This window comes from Nocardia sp. NPDC050697 (assembly GCF_040654395.1).
In the GTDB taxonomy this organism is placed as follows: Bacteria; Actinomycetota; Actinomycetes; order Mycobacteriales; family Mycobacteriaceae; genus Nocardia.
This window is the reverse complement of the sequence record NZ_JBFAHY010000009.1, coordinates 191,568-215,461: the sequence shown is the minus strand read 5'-3', so window position 1 is coordinate 215,461 and position 23,894 is coordinate 191,568. Positions and strand designations below refer to the sequence as shown.

Annotated in this window: 23 protein-coding genes; 16 read left to right on the top strand and 7 right to left on the bottom strand. The window is 72.8% G+C overall.

The features are described from left to right. Positions 1–9: 9 nt before the first annotated feature. Positions 10–750 carry an Asp/Glu/hydantoin racemase gene (locus tag AB0H71_RS28075; RefSeq protein WP_357026731.1) on the bottom strand — a complete coding sequence of 247 codons (741 nt, stop codon included), beginning with the start codon at positions 748–750 and terminating at the stop codon, positions 10–12. A 95-nt stretch (positions 751–845) separates the two neighbouring features. Here AB0H71_RS28075 and AB0H71_RS28070 point away from each other — a divergent pair, with 95 nt between their 5' ends. Together AB0H71_RS28070 and AB0H71_RS28065 are read left to right on the top strand one after the other, a co-directional pair. Beyond that, complete coding sequence (locus tag AB0H71_RS28070) at positions 846–1,811, top strand: D-2-hydroxyacid dehydrogenase (protein WP_357026729.1); 966 nt, start codon at positions 846–848, stop codon at positions 1,809–1,811. Between the two features lie 14 nt (positions 1,812–1,825). Continuing rightward, the gene (locus AB0H71_RS28065) at positions 1,826–3,223 is read left to right on the top strand and encodes an amidase (RefSeq protein WP_357026727.1); all 1,398 of its coding nucleotides are present in this window, start codon (positions 1,826–1,828) and stop codon (positions 3,221–3,223) included. Between the two features lie 46 nt (positions 3,224–3,269). Here AB0H71_RS28065 and AB0H71_RS28060 read toward each other — a convergent pair whose 3' ends face one another. From AB0H71_RS28060 to AB0H71_RS28045, 4 genes are all read right to left on the bottom strand, one after another. Beyond that, complete coding sequence (locus AB0H71_RS28060; protein WP_357026934.1) at positions 3,270–4,559, bottom strand: DUF6596 domain-containing protein; 1,290 nt, start codon at positions 4,557–4,559, stop codon at positions 3,270–3,272. Further along, positions 4,532–4,951, bottom strand: a complete 420-nt coding sequence (locus AB0H71_RS28055; RefSeq protein WP_357026725.1) for a YciI family protein — start codon at positions 4,949–4,951, stop codon at positions 4,532–4,534. The genes AB0H71_RS28060 and AB0H71_RS28055 overlap by 28 nt, the downstream gene beginning before the upstream one ends. Positions 4,952–5,056: 105 nt before the next feature. After that, positions 5,057–5,551 (bottom strand): DUF3830 family protein, encoded by a 495-nt coding sequence (locus AB0H71_RS28050; protein WP_357026723.1) that lies wholly within the window; start codon positions 5,549–5,551, stop codon positions 5,057–5,059. A gap of 23 nt (positions 5,552–5,574) precedes the next feature. Further along, positions 5,575–6,816: an aminotransferase class III-fold pyridoxal phosphate-dependent enzyme gene (locus AB0H71_RS28045; RefSeq protein ID WP_357026722.1), complete on the bottom strand. Its 1,242-nt coding sequence runs from the start codon at positions 6,814–6,816 to the stop codon at positions 5,575–5,577. A 118-nt stretch (positions 6,817–6,934) separates the two neighbouring features. Here AB0H71_RS28045 and AB0H71_RS28040 point away from each other — a divergent pair, with 118 nt between their 5' ends. Next, positions 6,935–8,395, top strand: a complete 1,461-nt coding sequence (locus AB0H71_RS28040; protein ID WP_357026720.1) for an NAD-dependent succinate-semialdehyde dehydrogenase — start codon at positions 6,935–6,937, stop codon at positions 8,393–8,395. Further along, positions 8,392–9,465: a tartrate dehydrogenase gene (locus AB0H71_RS28035; protein ID WP_357026718.1), complete on the top strand. Its 1,074-nt coding sequence runs from the start codon at positions 8,392–8,394 to the stop codon at positions 9,463–9,465. The genes AB0H71_RS28040 and AB0H71_RS28035 overlap by 4 nt, the downstream gene beginning before the upstream one ends. Before the next feature lie 27 nt (positions 9,466–9,492). Here AB0H71_RS28035 and AB0H71_RS28030 read toward each other — a convergent pair whose 3' ends face one another. After that, positions 9,493–10,161, bottom strand: a complete 669-nt coding sequence (locus AB0H71_RS28030; RefSeq protein WP_357026932.1) for a metal-dependent transcriptional regulator — start codon at positions 10,159–10,161, stop codon at positions 9,493–9,495. 228 nt (positions 10,162–10,389) lie between these two features. Between AB0H71_RS28030 and AB0H71_RS28025 the strand changes: the two genes are divergently transcribed. The 4 genes from AB0H71_RS28025 (at position 10,390) to AB0H71_RS28010 (ending at position 16,317) form a co-directional block, all read left to right on the top strand. Then, positions 10,390–11,352, top strand: coding sequence for a bifunctional riboflavin kinase/FAD synthetase (locus AB0H71_RS28025; RefSeq protein ID WP_357026716.1), 963 nt, complete (start codon positions 10,390–10,392; stop codon positions 11,350–11,352). 107 nt (positions 11,353–11,459) lie between these two features. Continuing rightward, positions 11,460–11,729, top strand: coding sequence for a 30S ribosomal protein S15 (gene rpsO, locus AB0H71_RS28020; protein ID WP_357026714.1), 270 nt, complete (start codon positions 11,460–11,462; stop codon positions 11,727–11,729). A gap of 908 nt (positions 11,730–12,637) precedes the next feature. Continuing rightward, on the top strand, positions 12,638–14,926 hold the full coding sequence (locus tag AB0H71_RS28015; RefSeq protein WP_357026712.1) for a polyribonucleotide nucleotidyltransferase: 2,289 nt from the start codon (positions 12,638–12,640) through the stop codon (positions 14,924–14,926). Positions 14,927–15,051: 125 nt separating this feature from the next. Next, complete coding sequence (locus tag AB0H71_RS28010; RefSeq protein ID WP_357026930.1) at positions 15,052–16,317, top strand: pitrilysin family protein; 1,266 nt, start codon at positions 15,052–15,054, stop codon at positions 16,315–16,317. Positions 16,318–16,407: 90 nt separating this feature from the next. Here the strand turns inward: AB0H71_RS28010 and AB0H71_RS28005 are convergent, their stop codons facing one another. Then, on the bottom strand, positions 16,408–16,722 hold the full coding sequence (locus AB0H71_RS28005; protein ID WP_357026710.1) for a helix-turn-helix domain-containing protein: 315 nt from the start codon (positions 16,720–16,722) through the stop codon (positions 16,408–16,410). Positions 16,723–16,813: 91 nt separating this feature from the next. Here AB0H71_RS28005 and AB0H71_RS28000 point away from each other — a divergent pair, with 91 nt between their 5' ends. The 8 genes from AB0H71_RS28000 (at position 16,814) to AB0H71_RS27965 (ending at position 23,885) form a co-directional block, all read left to right on the top strand. After that, on the top strand, positions 16,814–18,004 hold the full coding sequence (locus tag AB0H71_RS28000) for an MFS transporter (protein ID WP_357026708.1): 1,191 nt from the start codon (positions 16,814–16,816) through the stop codon (positions 18,002–18,004). 10 nt (positions 18,005–18,014) lie between these two features. Beyond that, positions 18,015–19,124, top strand: coding sequence for an alcohol dehydrogenase catalytic domain-containing protein (locus AB0H71_RS27995; RefSeq protein ID WP_357026706.1), 1,110 nt, complete (start codon positions 18,015–18,017; stop codon positions 19,122–19,124). Between the two features lie 31 nt (positions 19,125–19,155). Next, positions 19,156–19,902: a 4-hydroxy-tetrahydrodipicolinate reductase gene (gene dapB / locus AB0H71_RS27990; protein ID WP_357026704.1), complete on the top strand. Its 747-nt coding sequence runs from the start codon at positions 19,156–19,158 to the stop codon at positions 19,900–19,902. Further along, a complete protein-coding gene (locus AB0H71_RS27985; protein WP_357026702.1) occupies positions 19,899–20,375 on the top strand; it encodes a hypothetical protein in 477 nt (158 codons plus the stop codon). The genes dapB and AB0H71_RS27985 overlap by 4 nt, the downstream gene beginning before the upstream one ends. A 4-nt stretch (positions 20,376–20,379) precedes the next feature. Next, complete coding sequence (locus AB0H71_RS27980; RefSeq protein WP_357026700.1) at positions 20,380–20,832, top strand: flavodoxin family protein; 453 nt, start codon at positions 20,380–20,382, stop codon at positions 20,830–20,832. A 95-nt stretch (positions 20,833–20,927) separates the two neighbouring features. Further along, the gene (locus AB0H71_RS27975) at positions 20,928–21,602 is read left to right on the top strand and encodes a response regulator transcription factor (protein ID WP_357026928.1); all 675 of its coding nucleotides are present in this window, start codon (positions 20,928–20,930) and stop codon (positions 21,600–21,602) included. Further along, positions 21,599–22,870 (top strand): ATP-binding protein, encoded by a 1,272-nt coding sequence (locus AB0H71_RS27970; RefSeq protein ID WP_357026698.1) that lies wholly within the window; start codon positions 21,599–21,601, stop codon positions 22,868–22,870. Before AB0H71_RS27975 ends, AB0H71_RS27970 begins: the two co-directional genes overlap by 4 nt. Next, complete coding sequence (locus AB0H71_RS27965; protein ID WP_357026696.1) at positions 22,863–23,885, top strand: hypothetical protein; 1,023 nt, start codon at positions 22,863–22,865, stop codon at positions 23,883–23,885. Before AB0H71_RS27970 ends, AB0H71_RS27965 begins: the two co-directional genes overlap by 8 nt. The last annotated feature ends 9 nt before the right edge of the window (positions 23,886–23,894 follow it).

The following is a 23,894-nucleotide window of genomic DNA, read 5'->3' as shown; positions in this document are numbered from 1 at the left end:
GCGCTCCTCCTAGAAGACGTCGAGCAGCCAGCGGCCGGGCCCCATCATGGGGAGTTTCATCCGGCCGAGGCAGGCCCACATGGTGAGCTGGTTGGCGGTGAGCACGGGTTTGCCGAGCCGCTGCTCCAGCGGCTCGATCACGTCGTAGGTGGGCAGGTTGGTGCAGCTCACGAAGACGGCCTGGGCATCGGGGGCGTCGGCGCCGAGGATCCGCTCGGCGATGGTCCGGTAGCCGACCTTCCAGATGCCGCCGCCGAGGCCGAGGTGGTCCGAGCGCACCACCGCGCAGCCCGCCTCGGCGAGGAAGTCGTGCAGCTTGCCGGTGAGGATCTCGTCGTACGGGGTGAGCACCGAGATCCGGGAGAGCTCCAGCCGCTGGATCGCCTCCAGCAGCGCGCCGGAGGTGGTCACCGCGTCCGTCGCGCCCGCAGCGCGGATGGTGTCGCAGAGCGACCGTTCGTACCCGAGCCCCTTGATGAAGCTGCCGGAGGAGCAGAGGTAGGCCACCACCTCCGGTTCGACGTGCAGCACATTGCGGGTGGCGGCGGTGAGGTGCGCGGCGTCCGAGACCAGCTCGGCCATCGCGAGCGAGACCGGGACCGGCTCGTACGGGGTGCGCGCCAGGTGCAGGCTGACGTCGAGCGGGGCCCACCGCCAGAGCTCGCGCTCCAGCGCGAGGTCGAACGGCGCGATGATCCCGATGCCGCGCTGGGCGACCGGACCCTCGATGCCGGGAAAGCTGAAATCCACTGCGGCCCCTCTGACCAGCGCTTCTCCTGCGATCCGTGCGAGCAGCACACGATCGGATTGTTGACAATCATACGATGCGATCCTACGGTGTCAACGTGGAAAAGGCCCCTGTGATCACCGTCCTGCACGGCGACCACGCGCCCGAGCCGGGGGCGCTCGCCCGCATCGCCGACCGCGCCGAGCTGCGCTGGACCGGCGCGGCCGGGCTCCCGGCGGCGCTGCGCGGCGCGGACGCGCTCTTCGTGCTGGATTTCGGCACCGACGCGCTGCCCGCCGCCTGGCCGCAGGCGGACGCGCTGCGATGGTTGCACATGGGCTCGACCGGCGTCGACGCGGCGATGTTCCCGGCGCTCATCGCCAGCGACGTCGTGGTCACCAATACCCGCGGGGTCTTCGACGCGGCCATCGCCGAGTACGTCCTCGGCCAGATCCTCGGCTTCGCCAAGGATCTCGGCGGTGCGCTGCTCCGGCAGCAGCGGCGGGAGTGGGAGTACCGGGAGACCGAGCGGGTCGCGGGCGCCTCGGTGCTGATCGTCGGCACCGGCGGGATCGGCCGGGCCATCGCGCGGCTGCTGCGCGCCGTCGGCATGCGGGTCTCGGCGATCGGCAGGCGCGAGCGCCGCGGCGACCCGGACTTCGGCACCGTCGGCACCGACCTGCACGCCGAGCTGCCGCACGCCGACTACGTGGTGGCGGTCGCGCCGCTCACCGAGCGCACCAGGCACCTCTTCGATGCCGCCGCCTTCGCCGCCATGAAGCCGCACGCGCGGTTCGTGAATGTCGGCCGCGGCGAGCTGGTGGTGACCGACGCGCTGGTCGAGGCGCTGCGCACCGGCGCGATCGCGGGCGCGGCGCTGGACGTGGTCGACCCGGAGCCGCTGCCCGCCGAGCATCCGCTCTGGACGCTGCCCGGCGTCCGGATCACCCCGCACAACTCCGGCGATTGGATCGGCTGGAGCGGGGCAATCCTGTCGGCGTTCGCCGACAACTTCGACAACTGGGTCGCCGGGCGGCCCCTGCGCAATGTGGTCGACAAGCAACTCGGGTACGTGCCCGGCTGAAGGAGCCCCCCTCGATGAGCAACGCAGGGAACACCACCCCGTCCGACCCCGCCGCCATGACCGCCGCGCAGCTGGTGACGGCGTACGCGGCGGGCACGCTCTCACCGGTGGAGGCGACCGAGGCCGTGCTCGCGGCCATCGCCGACCGCGACCCCGCGGTGAACGCCTTCTGCCTGGTCGACCCGGACCGGGCGCTGGTGCAGGCCAAGGATTCCGAGGAGCGCTGGCACTCCGGGTACGCGCGCGGGCTGCTCGACGGCGTCCCGGTCTCGATCAAGGACATCTTCCTCACCGAGGACTGGCCCACCCGGCGCGGCTCCACCTCGGTCGACCCGGCCGGGCCCTGGACGGTGGACAGCCCGGTCACCGCGCGGATGCGCGAGGACGGGATGGTGTTCGTCGGCAAGACCACCACGCCGGAGATCGCCTGGAAGGCGGTGACCGACAGCCCGCTGACCGGGATCACGCGGAATCCACTGGCGCCGGGCACGACCGCGGGCGGGTCGTCCGGGGGGAGCGCGGCGGCGGTCGCGGGCGGGATGGGGCCGGTGTCGGTCGGCACCGACGGCGGCGGCAGTATCCGGATTCCGGCCGCGTTCTGCGGGATCGTCGGGTTCAAGCCGACGCACGGGCGAGTGCCGCTCTTCCCCGCCAGCCCGTTCGGCCCGCTGGCGCACGCCGGGCCCATGACGCGCACCGTCGAGGACGCCGCGCTGCTGCTCGACATCCTCGCGCTGCCCGACCCGCGCGACCCCACCGCGCTCGCCCCGACGCTCGCCACCTTCCGCGGCGAGATGCACCGGGACGTGCGCGGGCTGCGGGTGGCGTGGTCGCCGAACCTGGGCTATGCCACCGTCGATCCCGAGGTCGCGGCGATCACCGAGGCGGCGGTGCGGCGGCTCGCCGACGCGGAACTCACGGTGACCGCCGCCGACCCCGGCTTCGCCGATCCCCTGGACGCCTTCGAGATCCTGTGGGCGGCAGGGGCGGCCACCATGCTGGCCGGATTCCCGGCGGGCAGCCGGGAGCGGGTCGATCCCGGGCTCGGCGCGGTGTGGACCAGGGGTGACGCGGTGAGCGCCGTCGAGTACCTGGAGGCGCGGAATGTCGCCGCGCAGCTCGGGATCACCATGGGCACGTTCCACCAGGACCACGACGTGCTGGTCACCCCCACCGTGCCGATCCCCGCCTTCGAGGCGGGGCACGACGTGCCGCCCGGCAGCGGGCTGCGCAGCTGGCCGGACTGGACCCCCTTCACCTACCCCTTCAACCTCACCCAGCAGCCCGCCATCAGCATTCCCGTCGGCCGCACCGCCGCCGGGCTCCCCGTCGGCCTGCAGATCGTCGGCCCCCGCCACTCCGACGATCTCGTTCTCGCCGTCGCGCGCTACGCGGAACACGTCCTGGGCTAGCCCCCATCTGCCGACGCGAATCAGTCGAGCGCGAAGCGGGCGACATTCACTGCGGCAATTCCGCCGCCCGCCGCTCGAGCACGCCCCGCTCCTTCTCATTGCGGCACAACGCGATAGCCGTCGCGAACTCGACCCGCGCCTCGGCATTCCGCCCGAGCCGCGCCAGCAGCTCCCCGCGCACATTCGGCACCAGATGCGACCCACCCAGCGCCCCCTCGGCAATCAACGCGTCCACCAGGGGAAGCGCCACCGCAGGCCCCCGCGCCATGGACACCGCCACCGCCCGGTTCAACCGCACCACCGGAGAAGGAGCGATCCGCCCCAGCGCCTCGTACAGCACCACGATCCGCTCCCAATCGGTCTCGCCGAAAGTCGCGGCCACCGCGTGACATTCGGCGATCGCCGCCTGCACCCCGTACGCCCCGAGCCCGATCGCCGCGCCGCGCGCGAGCGCCGCCCGCCCGCGCCGGATACCGTCCCGATCCCAGCGCCGCCGATCCTGCTCCGCCAGCAGCACCGGCTCCCCGTCGGCCCCGGTCCGCGCCGGAAACCGCGCCGCCGTCAGCTCGAGCAGCGCGAGCAACCCGTGCGGCTCGGCGTGGTCCGGCACCAGCCGGGCGAGCACCCGCGCCAGCCGCAGCGCCTCCGCCGCCAAGTCCAGCCGGATCTGCGTCGCCCCCGAACTCGCCGACGACCCCTCGGTGAAGATCACGTACAGCACTCCGAGCACCGACCCGAGCCGCTCCCGCCGCTCCTCCGGCGCGGGCACCTCGAACGGCACCCTTGCCGCGGCGAGCGTCTTCTTGGCGCGGGTGATCCGCGCCTGCACCGTCGCGGTCGGCACCAGGAACGCGGCCGCGATCTCGTCGCTGGTGAGCCCGCCGACCACCCGCAGCGTGAGCGCGATCCGCGCCTCCGCCGCGAGCATCGGATGGCAGGCCACGAACATCAGCGCCAGCACGTCGTCATCGATCCGCTCCGGGTCCCACGGCTCCGGCGGCACCGGTTCGCCCCCGGTGGCGGCGCCGCCCTCGCCCAGCGCGCGGGCGAAGGCGGCATACCGGTCACCGAGCGCGGCGCTGCGCCGGAAGGCGTCGATGGCGCGGCGCTTGCCCGCGGTGAGCAACCACCCGGCCGGGTCCCGCGGCACCCCGTCCCGCGGCCACGCCACGAGCGCCTCGGCCAGCGCCTCCTGCGCCACATCCTCGGCCAGCGCGAACTCCCCGGTGTAGCGGGCGAGCGCGCCGACGATCCGCGCCGACTCGATCCGCCACACCGCGGCGACCGCGGCGCGCCCGGCCGCACCGCTCACAGCTGCCCGGTGGCCTCGCGCCAGGCGCGCTCCTTCTGGATCCACACATTGTCCTGCGGGAACTCGCTGATCTCCGGGACGCGCCTGATCTCGGTCTTGAAGCCGGGTCCGCCCGCGGGCAGCCGCTTCGCCCACTCGATCGCCTCCTCCTTGGAGGCCACGCTGAGGATGTAGTAACCGCCGAACAGCTCCTTGGTCTCGCCGTAGGGGCCGTCGGTGACGACCGGCGGGTCGGCGGAGTAGTCGACCACCACGCCCTCGGCCGGGTCCTCCAGCCCCTCCGCGGCCAGCAGCACCCCGGCCCGGATGAGCTCGTCGTTGAAGCGGCCCATCGTCTCCAGCATCTCGTTCATATCGAACGCGGCCATCGCGGCGTAGGCCTCGTCGGTGGCGCGCATGATGAGCATGTACTTCATGTCCGTCTCCCTCGGTGTGCGGGTCCCGCTCGGACCCTCTCACCCCTTGGTCGAACGGGCCGCCCGCCGAATCGACACGGCACGAAACATTCTTCCAAGATTTTTCTAGCCGCGGGCGAAGGCCAGGGTCTCGCCGAGCACGCCGTGCGTCCAGAGGGCGTTGCAGGCGGCGGCGAGCTCGGGGAGCCCCTCCTCGATGGTGGCGAAGACATTGCCGGGCACCCAGCCCTGGTCGCCGTTGATCAGCAGGTTGTTGCGGCCGTAGAAGAGCGCGAGGTCGGTGGCGCCCTGTTCGTTGGCGGCGGCGGAGCCGGGTTCGTAGCCGTAGGCGGGGTTGCCGATCTCCCAGGGCTCGAAGTCGAAGAGGCAGACGTCGCCCGGGATGGGGGTGACGGTCGGGTTCTCCCGGTGCGGGGCGGCGGTGAGCCGGGGGACCAGGGTGTAGACCTCGTTGCGGGCGTACTTGGCGTGGAAGGCGTCGCCCTCCTGCGGCAGCGCCTCCCACACCGCGGCGCAGGTGCCGGGCGCCTCGTCGTCCAGGAGGCGGGCCCGGCAGGTGACGCCCGCCTTGGTCAGCGTGATGGTGATGTAGCGGGCCATGCTGTCTCCTCGGGTCGGCGCGATCAGAGCTCGGCGAGCACCTCGGACCAGATGCCGAGCGCGTCGCGGATCTGCGCGTCGGTGACGATGAGCGGCGGGATCATCCGCACCACGTTCATGTGCGCGCCGCAGGTGAGCAGCAGCAGCCCCTTGGCGACCGCGGCCCGCTGCGCGGCCGACGCCGTCTCCGGGTCGGGATCGCCGGTGGCGGTGGTGAACTCGCACCCGGCAAGCAGCCCGAGCCCGCGCACATCGCCGATCTGCTTGGTCTGCTGCTCGCGCAGCCCGGCCAGCAGCTCGGCGCCGCGGTCGGCGGCGTTCCGCACCAGCCCCTCCGACTCGATGACGTCCAGCGTGGCCAGCGCCGCCGCGCAGGCCACCGCGTTGCCGCCGTAGGTGCCGCCCTGCGAGCCCGGCCACGCCTTCGCCATGAGCTCGGCCGAGGCCGCGATCCCGGAGAGGGGGAAGCCGCTGGCCAGCCCCTTGGCGATGGTGATGACATCCGGCCGGACGTCGAAGTGCTGGTGCCCGAAGAACTTCCCGGTACGCCCGAACCCGGTCTGGATCTCATCGATCACCAGCAGGATGCCGTGCCGATCGGCGCGCTCGCGCAGGCCGTGGAAGAAGGCGGTGTTGCCGGGGATGTAGCCGCCCTCGCCGAGCATGGGCTCCACGATGAAGGCGGCGGTCTCGGCGGGCCCGGTCAGCGTGGCGAGGATGTAGTCCAGCTCGCGCAGCGCGAAGGCGGTGGCCTCCTCCTCGCTCCAGCCGTACCGGTAGGCGGTGGGGAAGGGGGCCACGTGCACCCCGGACATGAGCGGGCTGAACCCGGCCGAGAACCGGGTGCCGGAGGTGGTCATGGTGGCGGCGGCGACGGTGCGGCCGTGGAACCCGCCGTGGAAGACGATCACGTTCGGCCGCCCGGTGGCCTGCCGCACCAGCCGCAGCGACGCCTCCACCGCCTCGCTGCCCGAGTTGCTGAAGAAGAGCGTGTCCAGCCCGCTGGGCAGCACGTCGCCGAGCCGCTCGGTGAGGCGAAGCAGCGGCTGGTGCATGACCGTCGTGTACTGGCCGTGGATCAGCTTCCCGACCTGCTCCTGCGCCGCCGCGACCACGCGCGGGTGGCAGTGCCCGGTGCTGGTGACCCCGATGCCCGCGGTGAAGTCCAGGTAGCGCCGGCCGTCGGTGGCGTGCAGGTAGCACCCCTCGCCGCGCTCCACCACGACGGGAGTGGCCTGCTTGAGCACCGGTGACAGCTGGGTCATGGGGATCCGCCCTCCGTAGTGATCCGAAGATTGTCTGTTGTCGGATTGTTGACAATATGCCTACCATGACTGCGGCGGTCCCGACAAGGGAATGCCACGGGAGCCGAGAGGAGACGGGATGCCCACCCAGTCAGACGAGCGGGCCGCGCTGGAGACCGTGCCGACGGGGCTGTTCATCGGCGGCAAATGGCGGGAGGGCGCGCGCACCTTCCCGGTGGCCGACCCGGCCACCGGCGCGACCATCGCCGAGGTGGCCGACGCGAGCGCCGCGGACGGCATCGCCGCGCTCACCGCCGCCGCGGAGGCGCAGCCCGACTGGGCCGCGACCCCGCCGCGCGAGCGCAGCGACCTGCTCATGCGGGTGCACCGCGCGCTGCTCGCCGACGTCGACCGGCTCGGGCTGGTGCTCACCCTGGAGATGGGCAAGCCGCTGGCCGAGGCGCGCGGCGAGATCGCCTACGCCGCCGAGTTCTTCCGCTGGTTCGCCGAGGAGGCGGTGCGGCTGGACGGCGGCTACATGCAGGCGCCCGCGGGCGGCTCGCGCTTCCTCGTCACCAAGCAGCCCGTTGGCCCGAGCCTGCTCATCACGCCGTGGAACTTCCCGATCGCCATGGGCGCCCGCAAGATCGCGCCCGCGCTCGCCGCCGGCTGCACCAGCGTGATCAAACCGGCCGAGCAGACACCGCTCTCCATGCTCGCGCTGGCCGCGGTGCTGGAGCAGGCCGGGCTGCCCGCCGGGGTGGTCAACGTGGTCACCACCACCGACCCGGGCGCGGTGATCGAGCCCATGATCCGCGACCCGCGCTCCCGCAAGCTCTCCTTCACCGGCTCGACCGCGGTCGGCAAGGTGCTGCTCGAGCAGTGCGCCGGCACCGTCATGCGCACCTCCATGGAGCTCGGCGGCAATGCGCCGCTGCTGGTCTTCGACGACGCCGACCTGGACGAGGCGGTGGAGGGCGCGCTCGCCGCCAAGATGCGCAATATCGGGCAGGCATGCACCGCCGCCAACCGGATCCTGGTGCAGCGCGGCGTGGCCGACGAGTTCGGCAGGCGGCTCGCCGAGCGGATGGCGGCGCTGCCGATCGGCCGCGGCACCGAGCCGGACGTGGTCGTCGGGCCTCTGATCGACACCGACGCGCTCGCCAAGGTCGAGCAGCTGGTGGCCGATGCCAAGCAGCGCGGCGCCGAGGTGCTCACCGGCGGCGAGCGGCCGGCCGGGCCGGGCAACTTCTACCCGGCCACCGTGCTGACCGGGGTGCCGGACGCCGCCGAGCTGTGCCACACCGAGATCTTCGGCCCGGTCGCCGCCATCGGCGTCTTCGACACCGAGGAGGAGGCGATCACCCGCGCCAACGACACCCCGTACGGCCTGGTCGCCTACGTCTTCACGGAGAACCTGCGGCGCGGGCTGCGAGTCTGCGAGGCGCTGGAGACCGGCATGGTCGGCCTGAACCAGGGCGTGGTGTCCAACCCGGCGGCGCCCTTCGGCGGCGTCAAGGAGTCCGGCCTCGGGCGCGAGGGCGGCTTCTCCGGGATCGACGAATTCCTCGAGACCAAATACATCGGAGTGCGACTGTGAGCTATCGGATTGCCACCATCCCCGGCGACGGCATCGGGGTCGACGTGACGGTCGAGGCCGTGGCGGTGCTGGACGCCGTGCTGCCCGGGCTGGAGTGGACCGAGTTCGACTGGTCCTGCGAGAACTACCTGCGCACCGGCGCCATGATGCCGCCGGACGGGCCCGCCCGGCTCGCCGGGTTCGACGCGATCCTGCTCGGCGCCGTCGGCTTTCCCGGCGTACCGGACCACGTCTCGCTGTGGGGGTTGCTGATCCCGCTGCGCCGCGCCTTCGGTCAGTACGTGAACCTGCGGCCGGTGAAACTGCTGCCCGGCACCGAATCCGCGCTGCGCGGGCGGACCGCCGAGGACCTGGACATTCTCATCGTCCGGGAGAACTCCGAGGGGGAGTACTCGGAGATCGGCGGCACGCACAACCCCGGGCGGCCGGACGAATTCGTGCTGCAGGAGTCGGTGTTCACCCGGGTCGGCTGCGAGCGGATCATCCGCTACGCCTTCGACCGCGCCGCGGAGCGCTCCGGGAAGCTCTGCTCGGCTACCAAGTCCAACGGGCTGATCCACTCCATGCCCTACTGGGACCGGATCTTCGACGAGGTCGCCGCCGAGTACCCCGGGGTGGAGACCAGGCAGATGCACGTGGACGCGCTGGCCGCGGAGATCGTGCTGCACCCCGACCGGCTCGACGTCATCGTCGGCTCGAACCTCTTCGGCGACATCCTCTCCGACCTGGCGGCCGCGGTCACCGGCGGGCTCGGGCTGGCGCCGTCGGGCAATATCGACCCGACCCGCTCCGCGCCGTCCATGTTCGAAGCGGTGCACGGAAGTGCCCCCGACATCGCGGGTCAGGGGATCGCCAACCCGGTCGCGCAGATCCTCGCCGGGGCCATGCTGCTCCGCCACCTCGGCGAAGAAGGCGCGGCGGAGGCCGTCGAACGGGCCGTCCTCGACGTGCTCGGCGCGGGGGAGGTGCTCACCCCCGACCTCGGGGGCACATCCACGACAGCTGAACTCGGCGCGGCGATCGCCGACCGCGCCCGCGAACTGGCGGGAGCGAAGTCGCTGCCGGCCTGACGCGGTCTACGTTCGACGCACCCGACGTCAGGTGGTCACCCAGATGGCTTCCGCCGCGGGCTGACCGAGATCGACCGGGGTTTCGGCGGTACCGATGCGAATCGCGATGGTCCCGGCGAAATCCCGGCGCTCGGCCACACTGATCACCGTGTCCAGCGCGATCCCCACCGAATCGAAGTAGCGCAACATCTCCGGATCGGAATCCGAGATCCGCGCCACCCGCCCCGACTCGCCCGCCGCGAACTCGCTCAGCGGGCGGGCCGGCGGCGTCGGCACGGCGCCGTCCACCGACGGGATCGGGTCACCGTGCGGATCCCGATCCGGGTAGCCGAGCTTCGCGTCGATCCGCGCCATCAGCAGCTCCGACACCGCGTGCTCCAGGATCTCCGCCTCGTCGTGCACCTCGTCCCAGCCGTAGCCGAGCTCGCTCACCAGGAACGTCTCCAGCAGCCGGTGCCTGCGCACCATGGCGATCGCCGCTCGCCTGCCGTCCTCGGTCAGCGTGATCGCGCCGTAGCGGGCGTGCACCACCAGCCCCTGATCGGCCAGCTTCCGCACCGCCTCCGAGACCGTCGACGCGGAGACCCCGATCCGCTCCGCCAGCAGCTTCGTCGACACCTTCTCCGGCGACCACTCCTGCGCCGTCCAGATCACCTTCAGGTAGTCCTGCGCGACCGAACTCAGCACCGGCGCCACCGTCGCGGCCCCGTCCACCGAGGGCTCCGGCGCGTCGGTCAGCTCGCGGCGGGTCGTGATGTCTCGTTTCCCGGGCACATTTCGAGCTTATGCACTCGGCGCCCGATCCACACGCCGCACCGCCACCGGCAACCTCCGATTCACCGCCCCGACCACCGTCCGTGACCTCGAGCATGACCGGCCCGGCCCGAATACGCATCGGCGCGCACAGTGCGTAGGCTGCGCACTGTGCTGAGATGGCGAAGCCTCGACGACGTGCCCGCGGACTGGGGACGCTGCGTGGTCACCATCGGTGTGTTCGACGGTGTGCACCGGGGCCACGCGCAACTCATCAGCAGGGCGGTGAAAGCCGCCGCCGCGCGCGGCGTCCCCGCGGTGCTCATGACCTTCGACCCGCACCCCATGGAGGTGGTGCGGCCCGGGTCGCACCCCGCCCAACTGACCACGCTCACCCGGCGCGCCGAACTCGCCGAAGAACTCGGCGTCGACGTGTTCTGCGTCATGCCGTTCACGCACGAGTTCATGAAGCTCACCCCCTCCCGCTACGTGCACGACCTGCTGGTCGAACGGCTGCACGTCGCCGAGGTCGTGGTCGGCGACAACTTCACCTTCGGCAAGAAGGCCGCGGGCAATGTCGAGACCATGCGCGAACTCGGGCTGCGCTGGGGCTTCGAGGTCGACGCCGCCACCCTGCTCGGCGAACAGTCCGTCACCTACTCCTCCACCTACATCCGGGCCTGCGTCGACGCCGGCGACATGGCCAACGCCACCGAGGCGCTCGGCAGGCCGCACCGCGTCGAAGGCGTCGTCGTGCACGGCGACGGGCGCGGGCGGACCTTCGGATACCCCACCGCCAACGTCGCGCCGCCCATGCACGCCGCCATCCCGGCCGACGGGGTCTACGCGGGGTGGTTCACCGTGCTCGGGCCCGGGCCGACCATCGGCACCGTGACGCCGGGGCAGCGAGCCATGGCGGCTATCTCGGTCGGCACGAACCCGACCTTCTCCGGGCGGGCCCGGACCGTCGAGGCGTACGTTCTGGACCGGGAAGCCGATCTCTACGGGCAGCATGTCGCGGTCGACTTCGTGCAGCATCTGCGGGGGATGCTCAAATTCGACTCCACCGAGGCGCTCGTCGAAGCCATGGCCGGGGATGTGGACGCCGCCAGGGCGGTGCTCGCCCGCGGGTGAAGGTCCGGTAGGGTGGCTCCTCGGGTTTGCTGCGGTCCGCGGCGGCGCCCAGGCCCGGTTCGCCGGGGACCATTCGCGCGGAACTGAGAAATGGGAGTGGATGCCGCATGGCGCTGACCACTGAGCAGAAGTCGAGCATTCTGGCCGAGTACGGGCTGCACGAGAAGGACACCGGGTCGCCGGAGGCGCAGATCGCGCTGCTGTCGAAGCGGATCGCCGACATCACCGAGCACCTCAAGAAGCACAAGCATGATCACCACACTCGGCACGGGCTGATGGCGCTCATCGGGCGTCGGAAGCGGCTGTCGAAGTACCTGGCTGACAACGATATCCAGCGGTACCGGTCGTTGATCGAGCGGTTGGGGCTTAGGCGGTAATCTCGCCGGCTGTGTTTTTTGGCGCGCCTGCGGCGCGCGTGTTCGCGGCCCCTATGGCTCGCGTTCGAGCACTCGAGACTCGCGCCTGCGGCGCATGCGCTTCGAGTGCTCGAACGCGAGCCGGCCGCGAACGGGGCTCGTAAGACTCGCCCCCGGGGTGGCTGGGTCGGTGGGGTATCTCCCCACTCGAGCGATACCAAGTGGTCCTGTCCCAGCGGACCGTTCCCTCGCTCCGCTTCGGGCCCGCATCTCTACCCTGGCGGCACCGTCCGTGCTTATCGCTCAGAGCTGAGTAATTCCACCTGGGCGGAGCAACCCCAGCCCTGGGGGCGGAGGAACCCCAGCCCGGGGAGGAACCCCAGCCCTGGGGGCGGAGGGACCCCAGCCCCGGGGCAGAGCAACCCCGGCCCCGGGGGCGGAGGAACCCCTTCCCCTTCCCCTTGCCTGCGGGAGGGGGGCGTAGCCCTGCGGGGGTTCGGGGGCGCAGCCCCCGAGAAACCCCCTTTTTCTCTACCCGCCGCGCCGGAAAGGCGCTTTGACCTGCGCCACCGCCACTAGGACCGGGGTTCTGGGCGATTTACCCGCGGGTAGACGTACAATCTGGACGTTGGCTCCTCTGCGGCAGCGAGACACCGCTCTCGCGCCCGGACAACTACGGCAACAGCCGGACGCACCCGTCGCGTGGCGTCGGTCTTCGGTAGTGGCCTCCCGGCACGGACAAGGGCTCCGTCCGGCGGGCTTCGATCGATGACCGCCTCCGCGTCGCCGCTCCCAAGGGGGAACGGCCGGGTGCGCGCGTTGCGCAGCACGAGGCTGCCGCGCGGCCGCACCCGGAACGGCTGACGAAATGCCGGATCGCGCCCGACGGGCGCTGGATCCGGCGAAGACGAGAGGTTGAGAAAAGACATATGACCGACACCATCGAACGGAACTCCACGGCAGTCGAGGTCGAGCCCGGCGTGTACGAGTCCGTCGCGCTGATCGACAACGGCGCCTACGGCACCCGCACGGTCCGCTTCGAGACCGGCCGGCTGGCCCGGCAGGCGGCCGGCGCGGTCGCCGCCTACCTGGACGACGAGACCATGCTGCTCTCCGCCACCTCGGCGGGCAAGGCACCCAAGGACCACTTCGACTTCTTCCCGCTGACGGTCGACGTCGAGGAGCGGATGTACGCCGCCGGCCGCATCCCGGGCTCCTTCTTCCGCCGCGAGGGCCGCCCCTCCACCGACGCGATCCTCACCTGCCGCCTGATCGACCGGCCGCTGCGCCCCTCCTTCGTCGACGGGCTGCGCAACGAGATCCAGGTGGTCGTCACCATCCTGAGCCTCGACCCGAACGACCTCTACGACGTGGTCGCCATCAACGCCGCCTCGGCCTCCACCCAGATCGCCGGGCTGCCGTTCTCCGGCCCGGTCGGCGGTGTCCGGGTCGCGCTGCTGCAGGACCCGGCGGTCGGCGGCGCCCAGCAGTGGGTCGCCTTCCCGACGGTCGAGCAGCTCGAGCACGCCGTCTTCGACATGGTCGTGGCCGGTCGCGTGGTCGACTCCGGTGACGTCGCCATCATGATGGTCGAGGCCGAGGCCACCACGAACGTGCTCGCGCTGATCGACGCCGGCGCGCAGGCGCCCACCGAGGCCGTCGTGGCCGAGGGGCTCGAGGCCGCCAAGCCGTTCATCGCCCGGCTGGTCCGCGCGCAGGCCGACCTCGCCGCGCTGGCCGCCAAGCCGACCGGCGAGTTCCCGCTCTTCCCGCCCTACGGCGACGACGTCTTCGCCGCCGTCGAGAACGCCGCCGCCGCGCAGCTCGGCGAGGCGCTGAGCATCGCGGGCAAGCAGGAGCGCGAGGAGAAGATCGACGAGATCAAGCTCACCGTGCTCGACCAGCTCGGCGAGACCTTCGCCGGCCGGGAGAAGGAGCTGGGCGCCGCCTTCCGCTCGCTCACCAAGAAGCTGGTGCGCAAGCGCATCCTCACCGACAGCTTCCGGATCGACGGCCGCGGCCTGGCCGACATCCGCGCGCTCTCCGCCGAGGTCGCGGTGATCCCGCGGGCGCACGGCTCGGCGCTGTTCGAGCGCGGCGAGACCCAGATCATGGGCGTCACCACGCTGGACATGGTGAAGATGGCGCAGCAGGTCGACTCGCTCGGCCCGGAGACCAGCAAGCGCTACATGCACCACTACAACTTCCCGCCGTACTCCACCGGTGAGACCGGCCGCGTCGGCTCGCCCAAGCGGCGCGAGATTGGCCACGGCGCGCTCGCCGAGCGGGCCCTGATGCCGGTGCTGCCCAGCCAGGAGGAGTTCCCCTACGCCATCCGGCAGGTCTCCGAGGCGCTGAGCTCCAACGGCTCGACCTCGATGGGCTCGGTCTGCGCCTCGACGCTCTCGCTGCTGAACGCGGGCGTCCCGCTCAAGGCGCCGGTCGCCGGCATCGCCATGGGCCTGGTCTCGGACACCGTCACCGGCGCCGACGGCACCGACGAGGTGCGCTACGTGGCGCTCACCGACATCCTCGGCGCCGAGGATGCCTTCGGCGACATGGACTTCAAGGTCGCGGGCACCCGCGACTTCGTCACCGCGCTGCAGCTCGACACCAAGCTCGACGGCATCCCCTCGCAGGTGCTCGCCGGGGCGCTGGCGCAGGCGCACGACGCCCGCACCACCATCCTCGACGTCATGGCCGAGGCCATCACCTCGCCGGACGAGATGAGCCCGTACGCCCCGCGCGTCACCGCGATCAAGATCCCGGTGGACAAGATCGGCGAGGTGATCGGCCCCAAGGGCAAGGTCATCAACCAGATCACCGAGGACACCGGCGCCAATATCTCCATCGAGGACGACGGCACCGTGTTCGTCGGCGCGACCGACGGCCCGTCGGCGCAGGCCGCGATCGACGCGATCAACGCCATCGCCAACCCGCAGCTGCCGAAGGTCGGCGAGCGCTTCCTCGGCACGGTCGTGAAGACCACCGCCTTCGGCGCGTTCGTCTCGCTGCTGCCGGGCCGCGACGGGCTGGTGCACATCTCCAAGCTGGGCAACGGCAAGCGCGTCGCCAAGGTCGAGGACGTGGTCAACGTCGGCGACAAGCTGCGCGTCGAGATCGCCGACATCGACAACCGCGGCAAGATCTCGCTGGTCCCGGTCGAGGATTCCGCCGAAGCCGCGGCCCCCGAGGCCGCCGCCGCCGAAAGCGAGTAGACACGGTATCTGTGAGTACCGAGAACACGACGGCCCCTCTGCTCCGCGCTGAGCAGGGGGGTTCGTCGCTCCGAACCGCCACCGCCGAGGAACTCGGCTCGGACAGCGGGGTCCGCCGCACCGAGCTGCCCGGCGGGCTGCGCGTCGTCACCGAGCACGTGCCCGGCGTGCGCTCCGCCTCCGTCGGCGTCTGGGTCGGCGTCGGCTCCAGGGACGAGGGGCCCGGCGTCGCCGGCGCCGCGCACTTCCTGGAACACCTGCTGTTCAAAGCCACCCCCACCCGGAGCGCGCTGGACATCGCGCAATCCATGGACGCCGTCGGCGGCGAGCTCAACGCCTTCACCGCCAAGGAACAGACCTGCTACTACGCGCACGTCATCGACGAGGACCTGCCGCTCGCGGTCGAGCTCGTCTCCGACGTGGTGCTGAACGGGCTGTGCCGCGGCGCCGACGTCGAGGTCGAGCGGCAGGTGGTGCTCGAGGAGATCGCCATGCGCGACGACGACCCGGAGGACCTGGTCGGCGACGCCTTCCTCACCGCGCTCTTCGGCGACCACCCGATCGGCCGCCCGGTCATCGGCTCGGTGGAGTCCATCGAGGCCATGCGCCCCACCCAGCTGCGCTCCTTCCACCAGCGCCGCTACCGGCCGGAGCGGATGGTCGTCGCGGTCGCGGGCAATATCGAGCACGAGCACACCGTCGAACTCGTGCACCGCGCCTTCGCCGGGCGGCTCGACCCGGCCGCCGCGCCCGCCCCGCGCCGCGAGGGCCGCTTCCGCACCCGCACTGCCCCCACCCTGCACTGGAGCAACCGGGACAGCGAGCAGTCGCACCTGGCCTTCGGCGTGCGCGCCTACGGCAGGCACGAGGGCGACAAGCGCTGGCCGCTCTCGGTGCTCAACACCGTGGTCGGCGGCGGGCTCAGCTCCCGGCTCTTCCAGGCCATCCGGGAGGAGCGCGGGCTCGCCTACTCGGTGTACTCCGGCGTCGACACCTTCGCCGACACCGGCGCCTTCTCGGTCGCGCTCGGCTGCCAGCCGGAGAACCTCGGCACCGTCGCCGCGCTCGCCCGCGGCGTCCTGGAGGACGTGGCGGCGAACGGCATCACCGACGCCGAGTGCGCCCGCGCCAAGGGCTCACTGCGCGGCGGGCTGGTGCTCGGGCTGGAGGACTCCGGCTCCCGGATGAACCGGATCGGGCGCAGCGAGCTCAACTACGGGAATCACCGCAGCGTCTCCGAGACGCTCCTGCGCATCGACGCGGTGACGACCGAGCAGGTCGACGCCGTCGCGCGGACCCTGCTCGCCCGGCCCATGGCGGCCGCGGTCGCCGGGCCGTACCGCCGCACCCGGGATCTGCCGGTCGCGGTGCGGAGGCTGGTGGAGAACTAGGGGGTCGGGGGGCGCTTGCCGAGGCCGCGGGCGAGCCGGAGGGTCGGCTACCTGCGGCCCGGTTCGCGGCGAGGTCGCGCTCCGGCCCGGTCACCGCACGCCGCGGTTGGCCGCCTCGACCACCGCGGGCAGCAGCCCGGGCAGCGCGGCGTCCAGCTCGCGGCGGCGCAGCCGCTGGCAGGTGTTCCCCTCGACGGTGAGCCGCTCGATCACCCCCGCCTCGCGCAGGATCTTGAAGTGGTGGGTGGCGGTGGACTTGTTGATCGCGTCGTAGAGCGCCGCGCACCGCACCGGCCCCTCGGCATTCGCCAGCCGCCGCACCATCTCCAGCCGGACCGGGTCCTGCAGCGCGCCGAGCACGGCGGACAGCGGCGCCACCGGCGCGGAGACGTTCGCTTCGCTCATGATCTACCTCACTCGGTTTGATGACTATCGTACCCGGGTCGTATGGTCGAGTGCGGTTCGACAACCATCAAACCTATCGGACGGAGCCGCGATGACCGCGACCATCGCCCAGCCGGCGGCGCAGCGCTGGGCCTATCCGCTCGTCCTGATCGCGACCGGGGTCGCGCTCGGGGTCTCCGGCGCGCCCGCGCCGCTCTACGGGCTGTACGAGTCCGAGTGGAACCTCTCGCCGCTCACCACCACCGTGATCTTCGCGGTGTACGCCGTCGCGGCGCTGGCCGCGGTGCTGGTCACCGGCCGGATCTCGGATGTGCTCGGCCGCAAGCCGGTGCTGCTCGGCGCCTTCGGCACCATGATCGCCGGGCTGGTGGTCTTCGTCGCCGCCGACTCGGTGCCCATGCTGGTGCTGGCCCGCGCGCTGCACGGCACGGCGGTCGGCGCCACCGTGGTGGCGGGCGCGGCCGCGCTGCTCGACCTGCGGCCGCACCGCGGCGCGCGCTCCGGGCAGCTGAGCGGGGTGGCGTTCAATGTCGGGATGGCGGTGACGATCCTCGGCTCGGCGCTGCTCGCCCAGTACGCGCCGCACCCGCTGCGCACGCCGTACGTGGTGATCAGCGTGGTCTGCCTGGCCATCGCGGCCGGGGTGATCGCGCTGCGCGAGCCGCACGCGGCCCGGGTGGCGGGGCGGATCCGGATCGCCAGGCCGTCGGTGCCCGCCGAGATCCGCGGCGACTTCTGGTTCTCCGCGATCGGCGTGATGGCGGCCTGGTCGGTGCTCGGCGTGCTGCTCTCGCTCTACCCCTCGCTGGCCGCGCGCCAGACCGGCATCCACAACCTGGTCTTCGGCGGCGCGGTGGTGGCCGCGACGGCGCTCGCCGCGGCGCTGGTGCAGCTCTTCGCCACCCGCGTCCCGGCCCGGCGGGCCGCCGTGATCGGCGATATCGGCATGGCCTTCGCGCTGCTCGCGCTGATCCCGGCGCTGGCCACGCACAGCTGGGTCGCGGTGCTGCTGGCCGGGGTGTTCCTCGGCGCGACCTTCGGGCTCGGCTTCGGTGGCTCGCTGCGGCACCTGTCGAATGTGGTGCCGCAGCACAAGCGCGGCGAGACCATGTCGGCGTACTACCTGCTCGCCTACACCGCCATGGCGCTGCCGACGGTGCTCGCCGGGTGGGCCGCCAATACCTGGGGGCTGAGCACGGTCTTCCCGTGGTTCGTCTCCGCTGCCGCCGTAGCCTGCCTGGTCGCCGCCGGGCTCGGGCTGCGGCGTCGGGGCGCGGAGTAGCGTCGGCGCCATGAGGATCCGTGGAGCCGTCCTGGAGCGCATCGCCGCGCCCGCCCCGTTCGCCGACTCGGCGCCGCTCACCATCTCCGAGCTGGAGCTGGCCGAGCCGGGGCCGGGCGAGCTGCTGGTCCGGATCGAGGCGGCGGGGCTGTGCCACTCGGATCTCTCCGTGGTCGACGGCAACCGGGTGCGCCCGGTGCCCATGCTGCTCGGGCACGAGGCCGCGGGCCGGGTCGAGGCCGTCGGCCCCGGCGAGCCGGATATCGCCGTCGGGCAGCGCGTCGTCATGACCTTCCTGCCGCGCTGCGGCGAGTGCGCGGGCTGTGCCAGCGAGGGCCGCACGCCGTGCATACCCGGCAGCGCCGCCAACAATGCGGGCGAGCTGCTCAACGGCGGCCGCCGGCTGCGCCGCGACGGCGCCGAGGTGCACCACCACCTCGGCGTCTCCGCCTTCGCCACGCACGCCGTGGTGGACCGCCGCTCGGTGGTGCCGGTCGACGACGACGTCCCGCCCGAGGTCGCCGCGGTGCTCGGCTGCGCGGTGCTGACCGGCGGCGGCGCGCTGCTCAACTCGGCGCCGCCCGCGCAGGGCGACCGGATCATGGTGGTCGGGCTCGGCGGCGTCGGCATGGCGGCGGTGCTGGTCGCGGTCTCGCTCGGGGTCGGCGCGGTGATCGCCGTCGACACCGTGCCGGAGAAGCTCGCGCTGGCCCGCGAGCTCGGCGCGGCCACCGCGCTCACCCCCGCCGAGGTCGCCGAGCGGGGCGTGCAGGCCGAGGTGGTGGTGGAGGCCGCGGGCAATATCCGCGCCTTCGAGACCGCGGTCGCCGCCACCGCGCCCGGCGGCACCACCGTCACCGTCGGGCTGCCCGCCCCGGACGCCCGCGCGAGCATCTCGCCGCTGGCGCTGGTGGCGCAGGGCCGCTCGATCGTCGGCAGCTACCTGGGCTCCGCGGTGCCCGCCAGGGACATCCCCGAGTACGTGCGGCTGTGGCGCGCGGGCAGGCTGCCGGTGGAGCGGCTGGTCTCCGCCCGGATCGGGCTGGAGCAGATCAATGCCGCCATGGACGAGCTGGCCGCCGGGAACGCGCTGCGTCAGGTGATCGTGTTCGGCGGCTAGGCTCACCACGTTCGGGACGAGAGGAGAAGCGGTGACCATTCGGGTCGGAGTACTCGGTGCGCAGGGAAAGGTCGGCCAGGCCATCTGCGCCGCGGTGGACGCGGCGGACGACCTGGAGCTGGTCGCCACCGTCGACAAGGACGACGCGCTGACCGCCCTCACCGAGGCGAACACCGAGGTCGTCGTGGACTTCACGCACCCCGACGTCGTCATGGGCAACCTGAAGTTCCTGGTGCAGCACGGGATCCACGCCGTGGTCGGCACCACCGGCTTCGATGACGCCAGGCTCGCCGAGGTGCGCGGCTGGCTGGCGGAGAGCCCCGCGACCGGCGTGCTGATCGCCCCCAACTTCGCCATCGGCGCGGTGCTCTCCATGCGCTTCGCCGAACAGGCGGCGCGCTTCTTCGACTCGGTCGAGGTGGTGGAGCTGCACCACCCGAACAAGGCGGACGCGCCCTCCGGCACCGCCTACCGCACCGCCCGGCTGATCGCCGAGGCCAGGGCGAAGGCCGGGGCCGGCCGCAGCCCCGACGCCACCAGCACCGAGCTGGCGGGCGCGCGCGGCGCCGACGTCGACGGGGTGCGGGTGCACTCGGTGCGGCTCGCCGGGCTGGTGGCGCACCAGGAGGTGCTCTTCGGCACCCAGGGCGAGACGCTGACCATCCGGCACGACTCCATCGACCGCGACTCCTTCGCCCCCGGCGTGCTGCTCGGCGTCCGGAGTATCGCCGCCCGCCCCGGCCTCACCGTCGGGCTCGACCCGCTGCTGGATCTGTGACCGAATCCGCCCCCGCCCGCGAGGTGCTGAAGCGGGTCGCCTTCATCGCCGCCCTGGTGCTGGCGCTCGGCTTCTACTTCCTGTTGCTCGGCCGGATCGCGCTCGAGCTGCTCACCTCCGGCGAGGCGGCGGCCGTCGCGATCGGCGCCGGGGTGCTGATCCTGCCGATCATCGGCGTCTGGATCGTGGTCGCCACCCTGCGCGCCGCGCTGGCGCACCAGCACCTGGCGCGCCGCATGCACGCCGAGGGCCGCGAACTCGACACCGCCGATCTGCCGCGCCGCCCCTCCGGCCGCGTCGAGACCGCCGCCGCCGACGCGCTCTTCGCGCAGGTCAAGACTGAATGGGAAGCCGACCCCGACAACTGGCGCTCCTCCTACCGCCTGGCCCGCGCCTACGACCTGGCCGGGGACCGCTCCCGCGCCCGGGAGGTCATGCGCCGCGCCGTCGCCCTGGAACGCCTGGACCGGTGACCCCGTGCCCCGCCTGCTGATCATCCACCACACCCCCTCGCCGCACACGCACGAGATGTTCGAGGCGGTGCTGCGCGGGGCCACCGATCCCGAGATCGAGGGCGTCGAGGTCGTCCGCCGCCCCGCGCTCTCAGTCGCGCCCCTCGATGTCCTGGAGGCCGACGGCTACCTCCTCGGCACCCCCGCCAACCTCGGCTACATGAGCGGCGCCCTCAAGCACGCCTTCGACACCGTCTACTACCAGGCCCTCGACACCACCCGCGGCCGCCCCTTCGGCCTCTACCTGCACGGGAACGAGGGCACCGAGGGCGCGGTGCGCGCCATCGACGCGATCACCACCGGCCTCGGCTGGGTCAAAGCTGCCGAGCACGTCGTCGTTTCGGGCAAGCCGTCCAAGGCCGACCTCGAACAGTGCTGGGAACTCGGCGGCACCCTCGCCGCGCAACTGATGGGATGACCGCGCCCCCGATTCTGGTGGGCTGACTGCACCCCCCGCACCCGGCATACTTCCTGCACGTGCCGCACACGACGGCCAAAGAGGGGAGTACCGAGGTGACCTGGGGCGAGGACGGCGCACCGGCCCGGCGGATCGGGCTGGTGGAGGACCACGAATCGGTGGCGATCGGCCTGGCCGCGATGCTGGCCCCCGAACCCGACCTCGATCTGGTGCACACCGCGGGCACCGTCGCCGAACTGCTCGCCGCCACAGCTGATCTCGACTTGGCCGTGCTGGATCTGCGGCTCGCCGACGGCTCGGTGCCGGAGGACAATGTGCGCGCGCTGCGCGGGCGCGGGATCGAGGTGCTGGTGTTCACCGGCGCCGACAATGCGTTCCTGGTGCGGTCGGCGGCGCGGGCGGGGGTGCTCGGCGTGGTGCGCAAGTCGGAGGATGTGCCGACGGTGGTGGCGGCGGTGCGCCGCGCGGCCTCCGGCGAACAGGTGGTGACCACCGACTGGGCCGCCGCCATCGACGGCGATCCGCAGCTCTCCGATGTCGGGCTGAGCCCGCGCCAGGAGGAGGTGCTGATGCTGTACGCCTCCGGCGAGAAGGCCTCCCGGGTGGCCCGGCTGACCGGCCTCTCCGAGCAGACCGTCAACGACTACCTGGGCCGGATCCGGCAGAAGTACGCCGACGCCGGGCGCCCGGCGCCGACCAAGACCGACCTGTACAAGCGCGCGGTGGAGGACGGTTGGCTCCCGATGCCCGAGCGCAACAGCAGGGCATGACCGCGGGCGCCGTCGCCCCCGTCGAATCCGTCCGGGTCCCCGCGGGCCGCTGGGTGCGCGGGCTGCTCTCCATCGCGGCGGGCCCGGCCGCCGAGCCCGCCGCCGACCGCATCCTGCGCCGGCTCGGGCTGAGTGTCGGTATCGCCGGGGTGATCGTCGGGCTGGTGGAGCTGCCGGAGATCGCGGACCAGAGCCGCGGCGCCGACCCGGGCCGGGTGCTGCTCACCGTGGTGCTGGCCTTCGGGCTCTTCCCGGTGCTCGCGGTGATCTCGGTGGGGATGAACCGCAGGGCGATCCAGCGCACGGCCGCCGCCGCGGCGGTGAGCTTCCTGCTGGCCGCGCTCATGGTGCCGAGCACCTACCCGGTGCTGGCGTCGGGCTCGGAGCAGATCTGGCTGTACCGGGTACTGGTGCTCGGGGTGCTGGCCGCGGCGCTCTCCTGGCGGCTCGCCTTCGCCGTCGGGTACCTGGTGCTCAGCTGCGTGCTGGTCTCGGCGGCCAATGCCGCGGTGCTGCCGGAGGTCACGGCGGCGGCCTTCGTCAGCGCGGTGGCGAGGTCGGGCGGGCTGGCCGCGCTCTTCGCCTGGTGCGTCATCTACGCGCGGGCGGCGGCGGCCCGGGTGGACCGGGAGTCGGCGCTGGAGGGCAGGCGCGCGGCCGCGGTGGCCGGGGCGGCGGCCAGGGAGCGGGAGCGCGCCCGCTTCGCCGCGCTCATCCACGACGCGGTGCTCTCCACCCTGCTCGACGCCTCGCGCGGCGGCTGCACCGAGCCGAGCGTGCTGCACAAGCAGGCCCAGCGCACGATCGCGCAGCTGGACGCGGTGCGCGGCGGCGGCATCGCGCCGGACCGGCTGGACGCGCAGTCCGCCATCGGCTTCCTGCGCTCCGCGGTGCACGAGGTGAACCCGGAGATCGAGTTCGGCGCGCAGCGCCCGGGGGCGGGCGGCGACCTGGACATGCCGCTGGAGGCCGCGGTGACGCTGGCCGCCGCGCTCACCGAGGCGGCGCGGAACAGCCTGCGGCACGCCGCCGTGCCCGGCCGCGCCGTCCGCCGCACCGTCACCGTGACGATCGGCGCGGGCGGTATCCGCGTGGTGCTGCGCGACGACGGCGCCGGTTTCGACCTCCGCGCGGTGCCGCCGGACCGGCTCGGCGTCGCGGTCAGCATCCTCGGCCGGATGAGCAGGCTCCCCGGCGGCGCGGGATTCGTGGAATCACACCGCGGCGAGGGCACCACGGTGACGCTGGTGTGGGGCGACGATGGCTGACCGGGACACCGATTTCGCGCTGCGCGACCTGCTCGGGCTGCGCGACGGCGCCGCCTGGCTCTTCCTGGTCGGCTTCGAGGCCATCATCGTGCTCTATATGGTGCGCAACTTCGCCGGATCGCCGCCGATCCCCGCGCTGCTCGCGCTGCTCGCGCTGGCCGCGGCCGGGCTGCTGGTGCTGGTCATCCCGGTCGACCCGCTCCCGGCCAGCGCGACCGCGCTGGTGGTGCTCGCCGCCCCGATCGCGGCGGTGCTCACCATGACCGGGCTGCCGGAGCGCGGCGACGCGCCGCAGGTCTCGACCGCCTTCGCCGCCTCCTACGTGCTCGCCCTGCTGGTGCTGCGCGGCCGGCTCGGCGCCGCCTGGATCGGGGTGGCGGCCACCGCGGGGGTGATCGCGGTGCTGGCCGCGGCCGAGGGGATGACCGGCGGCGCCTTCGTCGGCACCATCGTGCCGATCGGCACCGTGGCCGGGGTCTCGCTCTTCGCCGCCGTCATGCGGCCCACCCAGCGCTCGCTGCGCACGCTGCGCGAGGAGGCGACGCTGCGGGCCGCCGCCGAGGCCACCCTGGCCGCGGAGAACGGCGAGCGGGACCGCCAGCTCGCCCGGCTGGACCGGCTGGCCCGGCCCATGCTGGAGCGGATCGCCGCGGGCGCCGACCTGAACGGCAGGGACCGCGAGGAGTGCAGGCTGCTGGAGGCCGAGCTCAGGGACGGGCTGCGTGCCCCGCAGCTGGTCACCGACGAGCTGAGCGCCGCCGCGCGCGGCGCCCGCGCGCGCGGGGTCGAGGTGGTGCTGCTGGACGACGGCGGCTTCGCCGGGGTGCCGCGGTGGGTGCGCGAGCGGGTGGTGGACGCCGCCGCGAAGGAGCTGGACGCCGCCACAGACGGCACCGTCACCGTGCGGGTGCTGCCCATGGGCCGCCGGGTACTGGCCACCGTGCTCGCCGCCGCGGGCGCGGGGGACCGGCGGATCGAGATCGACGCCGCCGGCGACGTCCGGGTCTCCACCTGACCTGTCGGA